The following is a 15,171-nucleotide window of genomic DNA, read 5'->3' on the forward strand; positions in this document are numbered from 1 at the left end:
TAAAAAATTGAAATCAAAAGTCGCCTGGCCGTGTGGCCAGGGCCGACGGTAGCCGACCTTGCTGCGCGTGCAAGGGCCTAGTCATCGGAGCGGGCCGCACCAGCGTGCCGTTCTCCGCGCTGCACCATGGAGGGCCCTTCAAGATAAAGGGCGAAAACAACCCCATGCACAGTAGCTAAGTCCTTGCGGTGCCTGCTGAATTTATTTGACACGTCGGGCAGATTTCGGCCGCGACGGCGGCCCGGCCGCGGCTCCCGTCAACTGAGCTCGTCACCCGTCGCCTGCATCTCGTTGAGCATCGCTTCGGCCTTGTGCCGCAGCGGCAGCGCGCCGCTCTCGGCGGCGATCGCGATGGTCGCGCGCAGGGCGCCAAGGATGGCCGCCTTGGCCTCCGCATCCGACGGCGGCGTCACCACGGCCTCGCCGAACAGCGCCTCCGCCTCCAGGCCGGAGAACCCCTGTTGCCGCGCGGTGTTGCGCGCCTCGCGCAGCATGTTCTGCGCGGCCTGGACGTCGCCGAGGCGGTGGGTGGCGAGCGCCAGATAGATCGAGCTGCGCAGCACCGCCGAGGTATAGCCGACCGCCTTCGCCTCCTCGCGCGCCTCCGTCAGCATGCCGCGTGCCCGGTCGAACAGCCCCTGCTCCAGATAGGCCATGCCGAGGTGGCAGGCGAGCACCGGCACGAACAGCCGGATGCCGTGCTTCTGCGCCAGGACAAAACCGTCCTCGAGAATGGCCGCGGCCGCCGCCGGCTCGCCGCGGCCGAGCATCAGCCAGCCGCCGCTATAGGCAGCGGCGACGCGGTCGTAGGGGCGGCCGGTTTCCTCGGCGATCGCTGCGGCCTGCTGCTGGAGCTGGTCGGCGGCATCGAACTCGCCCATGACGGTGTGTGTGATGCTGTTCATCATGCAGCAGAGTAACAGGGCAGGCTTCGGTGTCGTGCCGAAAGGAGCACTCGGCTCCGGCCCCGCCAGTTGGGCACAGGCTCGCGCGAACAATCCGTCAGCTTCACGATAGCGTGCGGCAAGGAAGTACACTTGGCCCAGACCGTATTGCGCCGCATTGAGCCAACCCGGATTGCCCGCCCCCTCCGCGAGGCGCACGACTTCCTCACCAATCGTAACTGCTTCGAGCGGGGTGCCGTAGAAGTTCTGTGCGGCAGCCATTACGGTCATGGCGGCGACCTTCCGTCCGATGTCGTTGATCGCGTCGGCGCGGCGCTCAGCCTCCTTGCCAAGATTCAACCAGTCGGCGATCTGACCGGAGGCGATAAACGCCGCACGCGCCTCGATGCGAACATCCACGGCGTTCGCTTCTCTCGAAGGAGAGATCGGGGTCTGATCCAGCGATTTCATCGCGATCTCGAAATAGTCAGCCGCATCGACAAACGCCGACCGCGCAAGACATTTTCGCGCCGAGGCTCTGCCGTAGCTGAACGACTTGGTCCAATCCTTCGCTCGCGTGGCATGATAGCAGAGCTTGTCGGGATCGTCGGCTCCAATCTCGCCGTCTTCCAAGGCCGAAAGAATGCGCGCATGAATGTCTTCACGCGCCCTTTCGACCATGGAGTCGTAGGTCACCTGCCGGACCATTTCATGCCGGAATTCCAGCGCATCTTCCAATTCGCTGTCGATCCTGACCAGTAGCTCGGCGCGATCGAGTGCGACGAGGCATCCCTGCAAAACATCCTCGGGCAGGGCCGCGATCTTCCGCAGCATGACTTCGCTCGATCTCGGCCCCAGACTGGCGGCGATCTGCAAAACGGACCGTTCCTGCTTCGACACCCGATCGAGGCGTGCTGCAATCACGCCTTGGATACTTGTGGGAATGCCGAGTTCGTCGATCGGACGCACGAGTGCGAGGTCGCCCCATTGGCCACGTAGCGTGCCGCTGTCCTTCAATCCGCGGCAGACCTCCTCAATGAACAGAGGAACGTTGGCGGTATGAGAAATGATCCGGCTCTTCAAATCCGCGTTGGTTTCGGAGGAGCCGAGCATGTCTGCCAGCATGGCGAGCCCCGAATCGTCGTCGAGGGGCCGCATTGCGACAATCTCGGCCTGACAGCGCGCAATCCAGACCGGCATGCCATTTGGCCGGGAGGTGAAAAGCACGAGAAGGCCGGCCGCCTGCAACGACGCGATGGCAGCCACGACGCCGTCGCTCGCCCGGTCGATCCAGTGCAGATCCTCCAGCAGGAGCACCGTTCGCCCGCGATTTGCCAGGCTTCCGGCGATGGCACAGCTTGCATCGGAGATGGCTCGTCCCCGTGCATGAGGCTCCAGTTCATCCCAATGCGAATTCGATATAGGGCGATCGAGCACTGCATCGAGCGCACTTTGCTGAATCGATGGCAGCCCCTGTCGAATATCTCCCGGGCTGTCCGGCTCCCTTGCCGCGTCCATGGCCGACAGCAAAATCCGCTTGAGGGTGCTGAAGGGGGCACCCTGGAGATTCGGGCTGCACTCGGCATCGATCAACCGCCAGCCATCGGCCTTGAGCTGCTGGGCAAACTCGTGCGCCAGCCGCGACTTGCCGATACCAGCATCACCCAGCAGCAGCACTGTCTGCCGGCTTGTCGCGGCGCTTCCCGCACTGCGCTCCAGCAGCGCGCGCTCGGTCGTGCGATCGACGAAACGGGAGACACTGCGAGCCCTTCGCACCCGCCAGCTTGACAGGTCGCTCGCGCCCACGATCCGATAGACCGGCACGGGTTGGCTGAAGCCGCGCAGTGATTTTCCGCCCAGGGATTCAAAGCGGACATGCCCGTCGGCGAGCTTCTGGCAGGCCTCGGAGACGCAGATCTGGTTCGCCTCAGCCGTCGCCTCCAGCCGAGCGGCCAAATGCTGGGCCGCGCCGCCGATCTCGTAGACCTTGGAGAACTCGCTGGCGACCATGTAGGCAACGACATGGCCGGAGTGGAGACCAACCCGGACCTGAAGCCCGGGATCACCAAGGCTCGCGACGCGCCGAACCAATTCTATCGCAGCGTGGCAGGCCAAGGGCGCATGATTGTCGTCCGCAATGGGGGCACCGAACACGGCGGCAAGGCCGTCGCCCAATTCCTTGCTGACGATACCGCCGAACTGCCGAACCGCCCCCCTCATAGCGGCCAAAGCTGGCTCCAGGCGCGAGACCGCCTCCTCCGGATCGAGCTCTGCAACAAGCCCGGTGGAATCGACGACATCGGCCCGGAGAATTGTGACAAACCGTCGTTCACTGTCGGGATCGGAGCGGCGCACGCCTGCACCGCAATTGGGGCAGCGGCTGTCGCTTGGTTCGATCGTCGACTGACATGCCGTGCAAAGCATTCCGTGCTCTCAAGACCTTGCAGCGGGACGGTCGGTAGGCCACTGCGAACGATGGCGACAGGATCGCCTATGAAAACCCGCTTAGCAACGGGGCATGCGATGCATCCCAGACAAAGCGCCCCCAGAAACGGTTGCTGATCTGGACGATTCACAGTCCTGGGTGGTAGCTTGCCAAAAGCCGCGCGAAGAAGATGCTACGAGTAACGGGCACAGGCTCGTGTTCTAACCGTCAAGCTTCGCAGAGCTGCATATTTCCCAGGGAAGCCAAGCATTGATTGAGGGACAAAATACATGGGCATGAGAGTTTACACGGGTAAGCCATTTAAGGACTTGATGAATGGTAATTACTATCCATTGGAGAACATGAAGAAGAGCGTAAAGAAGCTCAAAGCCTCGGAAAATATCCATCTCCCGACATTGGAATACGGCCAGTATCACCTGATTTTGACGCCGAAGAGCAAGTGGCCGCAGGGCAGCGCGAAGCACTGGCACAAGGAGAAGGGCCGTGCGCGCGTCGACCTCACCTTCCAACCGAATACCACGCCGCTGTCGAAGGACGAGCCGGACGTGATTCCGCTGACGCGATGTGCCTTGCTCGATGCCTGTGTCCGGAAGTGCTTCAACTCGGAGCCTCCGATTCCGATGAAGACCAACATCATCACGCATGCGTCGACGGATCGTAACGCCGATCGGCACGAGATCCGGCTGGAGTGGGAGTACGAGGCCGACAGCAAGACGCCCAAACTGCTCAATTTGACGATGGTCTGTCCGCACAAGCCACCCAAGTCCTGACCTCTGGTCGGACCCGACAGTTCGACAACAAGGAAGGTCCGTTGTCGCCGCCCCCTCGCCCAGTCGCGAATACGCTGCTCGACGGACCGATCCTGCGGACGCTGCTCTCGCTCGCCTGGCCGAACGCGCTCGCGTTTTCGGCCGGCACCTTGGTTGCGATCGCGGAAACCTCCTATATTGGGAAACTCGGGATCGAAGCGCTGGCAGCAATGGCGCTGGTGTTTCCCTGCGTGATGCTGACCATGAGCATGTCGGGCGCGGCGATGGGCGGCGGTGTGGCGTCGGCCATTTCCCGCGCGCTCGGCGCGGGTGACCGCGACCGGGCGGAGAGCCTGGCCACGCACGCACTGCTGATCGCCGTCTTCTTCGGCCTGGTTTTCACGCTTGGCATGCTCATCGGTGGCCGGCAACTGCTGGAGTTGCTCGGCGGCAAGGGGGATGTGCTGGCGCTGGCAGTCGCCTACAGCCAAGTGTACTTCGGCGGAGCCGTGCTCACTTGGCTGGTCAATATTCTAGCCGGCGTCCTGCGCGGCACCGGCAACATGAAATTGCCGTCGCTGATGATCGTCAACTCTGCGATCTTGCAGATCATCCTTGGCGGAACGCTAGGTCTTGGTCTCGGACCCGTACCCCAATTCGGGATGCCGGGGGTCGCGACAGGGTCGTTGATCGCGTATTCGATCAATATTGCGATTATGAGCTGGTACCTGTTCTCCGGCCGGGGTCGCATCATTCCCCGGCTGAATGGGTTTCGTATGCGGTGGCCGTTGTTTGCCGACATCCTCAAGGTCGGCGTGGTCGGCTGCTTCTCCCCACTGCAAAATACGCTGACGAACCTCGTCTTGACTCACATGCTTGCCGTGTTCGGCACCGCGGTCCTCGCGGCTTATGGCATCGGCGCGCGCCTGGAATACGTGCTGGCGACCATCGCCTTCTCTGTTGGCATCGGCTCGGTGCCGATGATTGGCGTTGCAATCGGCGCGGGACGCATCGCGCGTGCCCGCCGGATCGCCTGGACGACCGGCCTCGTGGCACTGGTTGTTATCGGGACGCTAGCGTGCGCGGTTGCTCTCTTCCCCGGACCGTGGGTTAGTCTCTTCACGGACGACGCCGAGGCGGGCACCGCCAGCCGGCAATTTCTCCGCACCGTCGCTCCGTTCTATGCCTTCATCGGGCTTGCCTCGGCGATGTATTTCTCGTCGCAGGGTGCCGGGAATGTGCTCGGTCCAGTGCTCGCGCAGACCGCACGGCTGCTCTTCATCGTGCTTGGCGGCTGGTATCTGGTCTCGCAGACGGCAACGACCGAGAGCTTTTTCTCGCTCACGGCTGCTTCAATGATGTTGCTGGGCCTCCTTTCCTCCGCCGCAGTTGCGTTTACACGCTGGGGGCCTCGCAACGCCGATGCGAAAGGCCCGCTGACCTTGGCCGGTGCGGCCGACAAATAAGAGCGCAGACGCTCTCAGATTGCTTTCGTTGACGCCACATCTTCGCGAATGATAGCGTTCGCAGGTAAGCTTGGGGGCACAAGCGTGGCTCGTCGTTGAGCTCGCTGCCGTGGAATACTTGCCAGTATCTGTGCCAGTACGCGGCGAAAAATCGAGAGCGATCAATGGGCGCAATCTACGACGATCAAAAGTACAAAGACCTGATGAACGGCAACTACTATCCGCTCGAGAACATGAAGCGGAGCGTTGCCAGGCTTAAGGCCTCCAAGCAGATCGACATCGAGACGATGGAATACGGCCAGTATCAGCCGATCCTGTCGCCGCTGGAGACATGGCCGAACGGCAGCGGCAAGGTGTGGTTCAAGGCACTCGGCCATGCCCGCCTTCAGCTCACCGCCCAGCCCAACACAACGCCGCTGTCAAACGACGAGCGCGTCGTGGTCCCGCCGACGAAATGCGCATTGCTGGATGCGTCCATCCGCAAGTGCTTCAACTCGGAGCCGCCGATCCCGATGAAGGCCGACATCCGGCAACACCAGAAGGACGACGCCAATTCCGACCAACACGAGATTCGTCTGATCTGGGAGTACGGCAATGGCGAGGACCACGCGCCGACATTGCTCAATCTGACCATGGTCTGCCCCCATGCAGCCAAGCCGCGACAGGCGGATGCCTCAGCCGAGGCCCGGCAGGAGCTCTCCGAAAAGTAAGACGCACTCTGGCGGCAACGCCATCCGATCTGGCGCGGGCTGGCACTTTGCGGCCCGTGCTTTTTTTGTGCGTGCTTTCGAAGGACGCTGAATCACGAGACCACGCCTCCCCACCAGCAAATGCTCGGCGCGACGTCGAGCAAGGCGCGGCATGATTTCCTCGGCAGTGCCTGCGAAACGACGCTCGCCTGCCGGCGACTACGGGGACAGTGCACTCAATAGCGGTTGTCGAAATCGCAATGGCTGCCACGTCCGAGTTCGGCGCTGTCGGCGCAACGCTCAACCACCTGAGGCAGCCGCAAGGGATTCGCCGGAGCCCGTGACACTCACGCACGGCTCCCCCAAAACAAAAATGGCCCGCTTCAAGCGGGCCATTTTCGGATCGGGACCGGTAAGGTCCGAACTTGGTTGCGGGGATAGGATTTGAACCTATGACCTTCAGGTTATGAGCCTGACGAGCTACCGGGCTGCTCCACCCCGCGTTAACCGTTGCTTTGCCTTCGTGAAAGTGCCGGGGACGGTGAATGAAGGGCCGGCGCTGTTCGCGTGGCTTGCTTCGTCCGTCCCAAAGGCTTCCTTGGAAGGCAACCCCGGGCAAAGCCCGTTGGGTGCGGGCGGTATGTACCAACCCGACGTGCCTTTGGAAAGGGCTGCGGGGACGTTTTTTTCGACTTTGTGACAGCGCGGTGGACGAATTTGCGGCCTGTTTGGCCCGCCCTTGCCAGAAGTTCCACAAGGGGCCAGCTTGCGGCAACAAAACCAGGCGGAAACGCCACTAAAAAGGGGAGAACGCCATGGACCACGCCTTGGAACGTCCCTCGGATCGCCCCTTGGACCGCCCCCCGACGAGCGCCCCGCTACGGGCCCTCGAAGACGCCTGCCATGCCATGATCGCGCGGTCGCGGGCCGAGCCGGCGGCCGGCCTTGCCGAGCGGCTCGACCGGCTGGCGCGGCTGCGCGCCGTCGTCGCCGACAACGAGGTGCGCTTCCGGCAGGCGATCTCGGCCGATTTCGGCCACCGCTGCGCGGTCGAGACCAATATCGCCGAGACCATGATGGTGTTCTCCGAGATCCGTCATGCCACGAAACACCTCAAGAGCTGGATGGCGCCGCAGCGCGTTTCGACGGCGCTGCAATTCCTGCCCGCGCGCAATCGGCTGCTGCCGCAGCCGCTCGGCGTCATCGGCATCATCGCGCCGTGGAATTATCCGCTGCAGCTGACGCTCGCGCCCGCGATCGGCGCACTCGCCGCCGGCAACCGCGTCATCATCAAGCCGAGCGAACACGTGCCGCATTTCTCAGCGCTGCTGAAGGAGACGGTCGCGCAAAAATTCGATTCTGCGGAGCTGCTCGTCACCGGCATCGAGGATGAGGTCGCGAAGGCCTTCGCATCGCTGCCGTTCGACCATCTGGTGTTCACCGGCTCGACCCGGGTGGGGCGGCTGGTGGCGGAGGCGGCGGGGCGCAATCTGACGCCGGTCACGCTCGAACTCGGCGGCAAGTCGCCTGTTATCATCGACGCCTCGGCCGACCTCGAAGAGGCCGCCGAACGCATCGCCTACGGCAAGCTGCTCAATGCCGGGCAGACCTGCATCGCGCCGGACTATGTGCTGGTGCCCGAGCGCGCGTTGCAGGCCTTTGCCGAAAAAGTGCGCGCGCAGATGCGACGCATGTTCGGCACCGATCCCGCCAACAAGGACTACACCTCCGTGATCTCCGACCGGCATTATGCCCGGCTGGAGACTCTCGTCGCGGATGCGGCACGTCGCGGCGCCAAGATCCTGCAGCCGGCGAAGGCGGACGATCCGAACTGGAAGGCGCACCGCAAATTCCCGCCGACGCTGATCATGGGCGCGACCGCAGACATGGCGGTGATGCAGGAGGAGATTTTTGGCCCCGTGCTCCCCGTGCTTGGTTATCGCGACCCGGCGGACGCCATCGCCTTCGTCAACGCCCGCGACCGGCCGCTGGCGCTGTACTGGTTCGGCAAGGACCGCAATGCGCGCGACGAGGTGCTGGCGCGCACCGTCTCCGGCGGCGTCACCATCAACGACTGCTTGTTCCACTTCGCGCAAATCAACCAGCCGATGGGCGGCGTCGGCGCATCCGGCACCGGCGCCTATCACGGCGAATGGGGCTTTCGCACGTTCAGCAAGCTGAAGCCGGTGTTCTATCGCTCGAAATTCAACCGCCTCGCCGACCTCTACCCGCCCTATGGCGGCAAGATCGCGCGGCTGGAGAAGATGATGCGGTTCATGTCGTAATTGCCCGTCATTGCGAGCGCAGCGAAGCAATCCAGACTGTCTCCGCCGTGGGATTCTGGATCGCTTCGCTGCGCTCGCAATGACGAGAAGAAAAATGCAAGAGGGGGAAACGTCAGTGACGGACACATTCGATTTCGTCGTCGTGGGCGCGGGCTCCGGCGGCTGTGCGGTGGCGGGGCGGCTGTCGGAGGATGCGGGGACATCCGTGGCGCTGCTCGATGCCGGCGGACGGAACGACAATTGGCGCATCACCACGCCGTTCGGACTGGCTTTGCCATACAAGGTCGCGAACTGGGGCTTCGATACCGTGCCGCAGAAGGGATTGAACGGCCGGATCGGCTATCAACCGCGCGGCAAGGGGCTCGGCGGGTCCTCGGCGATCAATGCCATGGTCTACATCCGCGGCAACAAATGGGACTACGACCACTGGGCCTCGCTCGGCAATGCTGGCTGGTCGTACGCGGACGTGCTGCCCTATTTCAAGCGCTCGGAGAACAACGCCGATTTCGACTGCGCGTATCATGGCAAGGGCGGCCCGCTGCATGTCAACAGGCTGCGCGCGGACAATCCGATCCATGACGTCTTCCATCAGGCCGCCCGCGAGGCGCAGTTCCGCATCCGCGAGGACTTCAATGAAGACGACCACGAAGGGCTCGGCAGCTACCAGGTGACCCAGCACAATGGCGAGCGCTGGAGCGCGGCGCGCGCCTATCTGCATCCCCACATCGACAAGCGCGCCAATCTGCGTGTCGAGACGCAGGCGCATGCCACGCGCATCCTGTTCGAAGGCGGGCGCGCGGTCGGCATCGAATATGTCCAGGGCAAGCAGACGAAGCAGCTGCGCGCCCGGCGCGAGGTGATCCTCGCCTCCGGTGCCTTCCAGTCACCGCAATTGCTGATGCTGTCGGGCATCGGCGACGGCGATGCGCTCGCCGCGCACGGCATCGGCGTCGTGCGTCATTTGCCGGGCGTCGGACGCAATCTGCAGGATCATCCGGATTTCGTGTTCGTCTACGCCTCCGACTACCCGCACTTCGTCCACTCATCGCTCGGCCGGCTGCCATCCCTGCTCCGCGCCATCCAGCGATATCGCCGGGACCGGCGCGGCCTGATGACCACCAATTTCGCCGAGTGTGGCGGCTTCCTGAAGACCCGGGCCGACCTCGATGTGCCCGACATCCAGCTGCACTTCATCATCGCGATGCTCGACGATCACGGCCGCAAGAAGCACAAGGAGGCGGGCTTCTCGTGCCATGTCTGCCTGTTGCGGCCGAAGAGCCGTGGCAGCGTTTGGCTGAAAAGCGCCGATCCGCTGGCGGCGCCGATGATCGATCCGAATTTCTTGGGCGAGGCGGAGGATCTCGAGACGATGGCCGCGGGCTTCAAGACCACGCGACGGCTGATGGAGACACCCGCGATGCGCGCGTTGCAGAAGAAGGACATGTTCACGTCCGACGTGAGAACGGACGACGACATCCGCGCCATCCTGCGCGCGCGTGTCGACACCGTCTATCACCCCGTCGGCACCTGCAAGATGGGCACCGATGCGATGGCCGTGGTCGATCCGGCGCTGAAGGTGCACGGCGTCGAGGGCCTGCGCGTCGTCGATGCTTCGATCATGCCGACACTGATCGGCGGCAACACCAATGCGCCGACCATCATGATCGGGGAGAAGGCGGCGGATATGATCAGGGGCGAGATGCTGTAGCTCTTCTCCCTCTCCCCGCTTGCGGGGAGAGGGTTGGGGTGAGGGGGAGCCTCCGCGAGGACGGAAGCAGTCGAATATGCAGAGACTCCCCCTCACCCGCATCGCATCTTCGATGCGATGCGACCTCTCCCCGCAAGCGGGGCGAGGTGAAGAAAGTGCTCAATTCAACAAGAACCCGCCGTCCACCGTCACGACGCTGCCCGTCATGTACCGCGAGGCCTTCGAGGCCAGCAGCAAAATCGCGCCGTCGAGATCGGACTCGGCGCCGATGCGGCGCTGGGGAATGCGCTTGGTCAGGCGCTCGCCCGGCGGCGTCGACCAGAACGCGTGGTTCATCTCGGTGTCGATGTAGCCGGGCGCCAGCGCGTTGATGCGGATGTTCTGCCCCGCGAGCTCCAGCGCCATCGCCTTGGTTGCCTGGATGATGCCGGCCTTGGAGATCGCGTAAGGCGACAACGCCTTCAGCACGCCGGTGCCGAGCACGGAGGCGATGTTGACGATGTTGCCGTCCTGCTTGCGCGCGATCATGCGGCGCGCGATCTCGGTCGCGAGGAAATAGGCGCCCTTGAGATTGGCGCCAATCACCGCGTCCCAATCGGCCTCGGTCTGCTCGGTCGCGAGCTTTTCGATCGCGATGCCGGCATTGTTGATCAGCACTGTGACCGGGCCGAGCGCAGCTTCCGTGGCATCGACGGCCCTGGCGATTGATGCGGTGTCGGTGACGTCGAGTGCGACGGCGGCGGCGCGGCCGCCTTTGCCGCGGATCTCGTCTTCCAGGCTCTTCAGCTTGTCGGTCTGCCGCGCCGCGAGCGCGACGGCCGCGCCATGTGCCGCCAGCACCCGGGCAAATTGCCGCCCCAAGCCCTGACTCGCACCTGTGACGAGGATGGTTTCCTGACTGAGGTCGAATAGGTCTGACATGACGCTTTCCTTGACGCTTTCCTTGGAGCGATCCCTGAGCTTTGCAGCCATCAATACAGACGATTTTAACGATCTGAAACCGGAATGATCGTTCTGCGTTCACTCGTTCCATGGCAGGCTCCCGCGCATGAACAGTTTCGATCTCGCCGTCTATGCGGCGTTCGCCATCGCGATCGGCTTCGGTTTCAGGACCGGCCTGCTCGGCAGCGCCATGACGATCCTGGCCTATCTCCTCGCCGCTCCCATCGCCGTCGCGCTGATGCCGCTGATCGTCCCGCAAATCGCGGGCAATCCGAATGCGCCGCTGCTGCAGAACTGGATCTGGTTTTTCGGCATCTTCGTGGTGGTCGGCATGCTGTTTGGATATCTTGGCCGGCTGGCGCTGAGCGACACGATACGGCAGGCCGGCATCGGCGACCGGCTCGGGGGCGCAGCCCTCGGCGCCATCAGGGTCGGCCTCGTCGCCACCACCCTGGTGCTGGTGTTCGACCAGATCGTGCCGGCCAACCGCCAGCCGCCGTTTCTCGCCGGCTCGCACCTGCGGCCGCTGTTCTCGACGGTCGGCCGGATGGGCTTCAAGTCGCTGCCGCCGGAGGCGGCCTCCGCAATCGACCGTCTCAAGCAGGAGCGGCGCATCTGATCCGGCGCATTTGCATCGCCGCGCAAGCGTGCATGCATTTTGATGCGAGCCAATCCCTTATCAGCGGCGCCAAGGTTGGCTAGGATAGCGGCTGTAAAAACCTGCATGACATTACGGGAGTGAAACAGTGGATCTTGGGATCAAAGGTCGCCGCGCCATCGTCTGCGCATCCAGCAAAGGCCTCGGACGCGCCTGCGCCATCTCGCTGGCCGAGGCCGGCGTTCACGTCACGCTGACCGCGCGCGGCGCCGAGGCCCTGAAGAAGACGGCCGACGACATCCGCAAGGCCTATCCCGATGTGACCGTTACCGAGATCGTCGGCGACATCACGACGCCGGCGGGCCGCGAGGCGGTGTTGAAGGCCTGCCCCGAGCCGGACATCCTGATCAACAATGCCGGCGGACCGCCGCCCGGCGATTTCCGCAACTGGACCCGCGACGACTGGATCAAGGCGATCGACGCCAACATGCTGACCCCGATCGAGTTGATCAAGTCGACCGTCGACGGCATGATGGCGCGCAAGTTCGGCCGCATCGTCAACATCACCTCGGCCGCGGTGAAGGCGCCGATCGACATCCTCGGTCTCTCCAACGGCGCGCGCGCCGGCCTCACCGGCTTCATCGCCGGCCTGTCGCGCAAGACCGTGATCAACAACGTCACCATCAACGGCCTGCTGCCGGGCCCGTTCGAGACCGACCGTCTGCGCAGCACCGCGAAGGGGGAATCTGAGAAGCGCGGCATCACGCCGGACCAGGTTCTGGCCGAGCGCGCCAAGCTCAATCCCGCGGGCCGCTTCGGCGATCCCGACGAGTTCGGCTACGCCTGCGCCTTCCTGTGCGGCAGCAGGGCCGGCTTCATCACCGGGCAGAACCTTCTGCTCGACGGTGGCGCCTTCCCGGGAACGCTGTGAGGGCGGTCTGGTACGAGGAGACAGGACCGGCGGCGGACGTCCTCACCTATGGTGAGATGGCGACGCCGGTCGCAGGCCCAGGCGAAGTTCGTGTTCGCCTGGAAGCCTCCGGCGTCAATCCGGCCGATGTCGGCCGGCGCGGGGGCAGCTATCGCGCCAAGGAATTTTCGCGCGTCATTCCGAACAGCGATGGCGCGGGGTTTATCGACCAGACCGGCGATGGCGCGACGCGGTTCAAGATCGGCGACAGGGTCTGGCTGTTCAACGGCCAGCGCAACGGCCGTGCCTTTGGCACCGCGGCCGAACATATCGCGCTTGCCGAGCATCTGGTGACGCCGCTGCCGGACAATCTCTCTTTTGCGGAAGGCGCGACGCTGGGCATTCCCGCAATGACGGCGTGGTGCTCCCTGTTCGCGGACGGACCGGTCGTCGGCAAATCCGTGCTGGTCACCGGCGGCGCGGGTGCAGTCGGGCATTACGCCGTGCAACTCGCGAAATGGGGCGGCGCGCAGGTGATCGCGACCGTCAGCTCGGCGATGAAAGGCGAGCACGCGCGACAGGCCGGTGCCGATCTCGTGGTCAATTATAGGGACGAAGATGTCGTTGCCAAGGCGATGGCCTTCACCGACGGACGCGGGGTCGATCGATTGGTCGATGTCGATTTCGGCGGCAACATCGCGACGACCCTGCAGTTGATGGCAATGAATTCGACAATCTCGGTCTACGCCACGAACGGCAACCGCGCGCCGACCGTGCCGATGCGCGAGCTGATGGAGAAGTGCATCACGCTCCGCTCGCTCGTCCTGTTCGCGCTGCCGCCGGCGCTGCTTGCGGCGGCGCAGGCCGACATCTCGAAATGGCTGGCGGCGGGACCGCGAATCCACAATGTCGCGGCGCAGTTTGCGCTGTCGGAGACGTCGCAGGCCCATGTCGCCGTCGAGAAAGGCGACAAGCTCGGCACCGTGGTCGTTGACTGCGCGCGTTGATATCGGCCGGGATCACCGCTGTTGCTTGGTGGGCTCGTCTTCGTCCCGCTGGCTCGGACTGGATGAATCGGCGACTGGGTTTCCGTCGGTCCAGTCGACGCCGAATTCGTCGAGCCCGTCGGCGAGCAGGTCGCCCAGCATCGGCTCACCGAGCAGATAATGCGCCGTCTCGCGCCGGGGACTGCGATATTCGGCGCGCGCCTCCACGGCGCGTGCGCGCAGATCGTCCCAATCGTCGATCGTGCCGTCGCCGCGGCCGAGCCAGGTCAGCGCGACGAGATCGATCTGCTCGTCCTCGTTCATGGCCACGATGAAACTTCCGAGTTCGTTGACCACCGGATCGGAGCCGTCATCCTCGAGGACGTCGACCGCGTCGTCATCCGTCGCATTCGAGCCGGAATCCGGATCGGAATCCGCCTGCTTGACGTCGAATTCACGCGCCTTTTCGATGATGAAGGCGACCTTCTCCGCGGAAATCGCAAGCTCTGGCATGGCTGGCCCTTTGTCTTTCCCTGGGTTCCCGCGATAACGCCGCACCGCGTCAGATGATCCATTGCGCCTGATGGCGAAACTGCGCATGTTCCCCGCCAAAGCAAGAACATGAGGATGCGCCGGATGCAGTGGAAGGTCGGCAGGGTCAAAATCACCAAGATCGTGGAATTGGAGACGGTCGGCTCGACCCGCTTCATTCTACCCTTGGCGAGCAATGCAGAAATCCAGAAGCTGCCCTGGCTGATCCCGCATTTCGCCACGGAAGAAGGCCGGCTGAAGATGTCGATCCATTCGCTGGTGGTGGAGACGCCGGCGCGCCGCATCGTGGTCGATACCGGACTTGGCAACGACAAGCAGGGCCGCAACGTCCCGACCTGGAACAATCGCACCACGCCGTTCCTGGAGACGATGATTGCGGCGGGCTTTCCGCCCGACAGCATCGATACCGTGCTCTGCACGCATCTTCATGTCGATCATGTCGGCTGGAACACGAAATGGGTCGACGGCAAATGGGTGCCGACCTTCCCCAACGCGCGCTATGTCTTCGGCAAGACCGAGTATGAGCATTGGCGCGACCATTCCACCGAGCCGGACAAGCGGGCCGTGTTTGGCGATTCCGTGAAGCCGATCGTCGATGCCGAACGGGCCGAGTTGATCCCGAGCGACCACCGGCTCAGCGACGAGATCAGCATGATCCCGACCCCCGGCCACAGCCCCGGGCATATGAGCATTCTGATCCAGTCGGACGGCGAGCAGGGACTGCTGACGGGCGATGTCGCCCATCATCCCTGCCAGATGGCGCATCTCGGCTGGTCGTCGACTGCGGATTCCGACCAAAGCCAATCTGCCGCGACGCGGCGCGAATTGTTCGGCCGGTTTGCCGATACCCCGACGCTGGTGATCGGCGGGCATTTTTCGGCCGGGCACATCAAGCGGGACGGGGACGCATTCAGGTTCGAGGCGCTGGCCTAGTCTGGTGCCCCGGACGAACCTCC

Annotated in this window: 12 protein-coding genes and 1 tRNA gene; 9 read left to right on the forward strand and 4 right to left on the reverse strand. The window is 63.8% G+C overall.

All coding sequences use genetic code 11. The features are described from left to right. Positions 1-257: 257 nt before the first annotated feature. Complete coding sequence (locus ACVIN2_RS16840; RefSeq protein WP_456766389.1) at positions 258-3,308, reverse strand: ATP-binding protein; 3,051 nt, start codon at positions 3,306-3,308, stop codon at positions 258-260. Between the two features lie 291 nt (positions 3,309-3,599). Here ACVIN2_RS16840 and ACVIN2_RS16845 point away from each other — a divergent pair, with 291 nt between their 5' ends. The 3 genes from ACVIN2_RS16845 (at position 3,600) to ACVIN2_RS16855 (ending at position 6,255) form a co-directional block, all read left to right on the forward strand. After that, positions 3,600-4,100: a hypothetical protein gene (locus tag ACVIN2_RS16845; protein WP_456766390.1), complete on the forward strand. Its 501-nt coding sequence runs from the start codon at positions 3,600-3,602 to the stop codon at positions 4,098-4,100. 41 nt (positions 4,101-4,141) lie between these two features. Continuing rightward, positions 4,142-5,545, forward strand: coding sequence for an MATE family efflux transporter (locus ACVIN2_RS16850; protein WP_456766391.1), 1,404 nt, complete (start codon positions 4,142-4,144; stop codon positions 5,543-5,545). Positions 5,546-5,709: 164 nt separating this feature from the next. After that, the gene (locus tag ACVIN2_RS16855; RefSeq protein ID WP_456766392.1) at positions 5,710-6,255 is read left to right on the forward strand and encodes a hypothetical protein; all 546 of its coding nucleotides are present in this window, start codon (positions 5,710-5,712) and stop codon (positions 6,253-6,255) included. Positions 6,256-6,660: 405 nt separating this feature from the next. Here the strand turns inward: ACVIN2_RS16855 and ACVIN2_RS16860 are convergent. Further along, positions 6,661-6,737: transfer RNA gene (locus tag ACVIN2_RS16860), tRNA-Met, on the reverse strand. Positions 6,738-7,049: 312 nt separating this feature from the next. On the opposite strand from ACVIN2_RS16860, the gene ACVIN2_RS16865 reads away from it, so the two are divergent. Both ACVIN2_RS16865 and ACVIN2_RS16870 read left to right on the forward strand, forming a co-directional pair. After that, positions 7,050-8,519: a coniferyl aldehyde dehydrogenase gene (locus tag ACVIN2_RS16865; RefSeq protein ID WP_456766393.1), complete on the forward strand. Its 1,470-nt coding sequence runs from the start codon at positions 7,050-7,052 to the stop codon at positions 8,517-8,519. A gap of 115 nt (positions 8,520-8,634) precedes the next feature. Beyond that, positions 8,635-10,227 carry a GMC family oxidoreductase gene (locus ACVIN2_RS16870; protein ID WP_456766394.1) on the forward strand — a complete coding sequence of 531 codons (1,593 nt, stop codon included), beginning with the start codon at positions 8,635-8,637 and terminating at the stop codon, positions 10,225-10,227. A gap of 159 nt (positions 10,228-10,386) precedes the next feature. On the opposite strand, the gene ACVIN2_RS16875 is transcribed toward ACVIN2_RS16870, so the two are convergent. Continuing rightward, the gene (locus ACVIN2_RS16875; RefSeq protein ID WP_456766395.1) at positions 10,387-11,148 is read right to left on the reverse strand and encodes an SDR family oxidoreductase; all 762 of its coding nucleotides are present in this window, start codon (positions 11,146-11,148) and stop codon (positions 10,387-10,389) included. A gap of 127 nt (positions 11,149-11,275) precedes the next feature. Here ACVIN2_RS16875 and ACVIN2_RS16880 point away from each other — a divergent pair, with 127 nt between their 5' ends. The 3 genes from ACVIN2_RS16880 (at position 11,276) to ACVIN2_RS16890 (ending at position 13,684) form a co-directional block, all read left to right on the forward strand. Further along, positions 11,276-11,788, forward strand: a complete 513-nt coding sequence (locus ACVIN2_RS16880) for a CvpA family protein (protein WP_456766396.1) — start codon at positions 11,276-11,278, stop codon at positions 11,786-11,788. Positions 11,789-11,915: 127 nt separating this feature from the next. Beyond that, positions 11,916-12,698 (forward strand): SDR family oxidoreductase, encoded by a 783-nt coding sequence (locus tag ACVIN2_RS16885; RefSeq protein ID WP_027570121.1) that lies wholly within the window; start codon positions 11,916-11,918, stop codon positions 12,696-12,698. Further along, a complete protein-coding gene (locus ACVIN2_RS16890) occupies positions 12,695-13,684 on the forward strand; it encodes an NADPH:quinone reductase (protein ID WP_456766397.1) in 990 nt (329 codons plus the stop codon). Before ACVIN2_RS16885 ends, ACVIN2_RS16890 begins: the two co-directional genes overlap by 4 nt. A gap of 12 nt (positions 13,685-13,696) precedes the next feature. On the opposite strand, the gene ACVIN2_RS16895 is transcribed toward ACVIN2_RS16890, so the two are convergent. Continuing rightward, complete coding sequence (locus ACVIN2_RS16895; RefSeq protein ID WP_027515358.1) at positions 13,697-14,176, reverse strand: DUF3775 domain-containing protein; 480 nt, start codon at positions 14,174-14,176, stop codon at positions 13,697-13,699. Between the two features lie 123 nt (positions 14,177-14,299). Here ACVIN2_RS16895 and ACVIN2_RS16900 point away from each other — a divergent pair, with 123 nt between their 5' ends. Continuing rightward, positions 14,300-15,148, forward strand: a complete 849-nt coding sequence (locus tag ACVIN2_RS16900) for an MBL fold metallo-hydrolase (RefSeq protein WP_456766398.1) — start codon at positions 14,300-14,302, stop codon at positions 15,146-15,148. Positions 15,149-15,171: the final 23 nt, after the last annotated feature.

It is taken from the genome of Bradyrhizobium sp. USDA 3650, assembly GCF_054057395.1.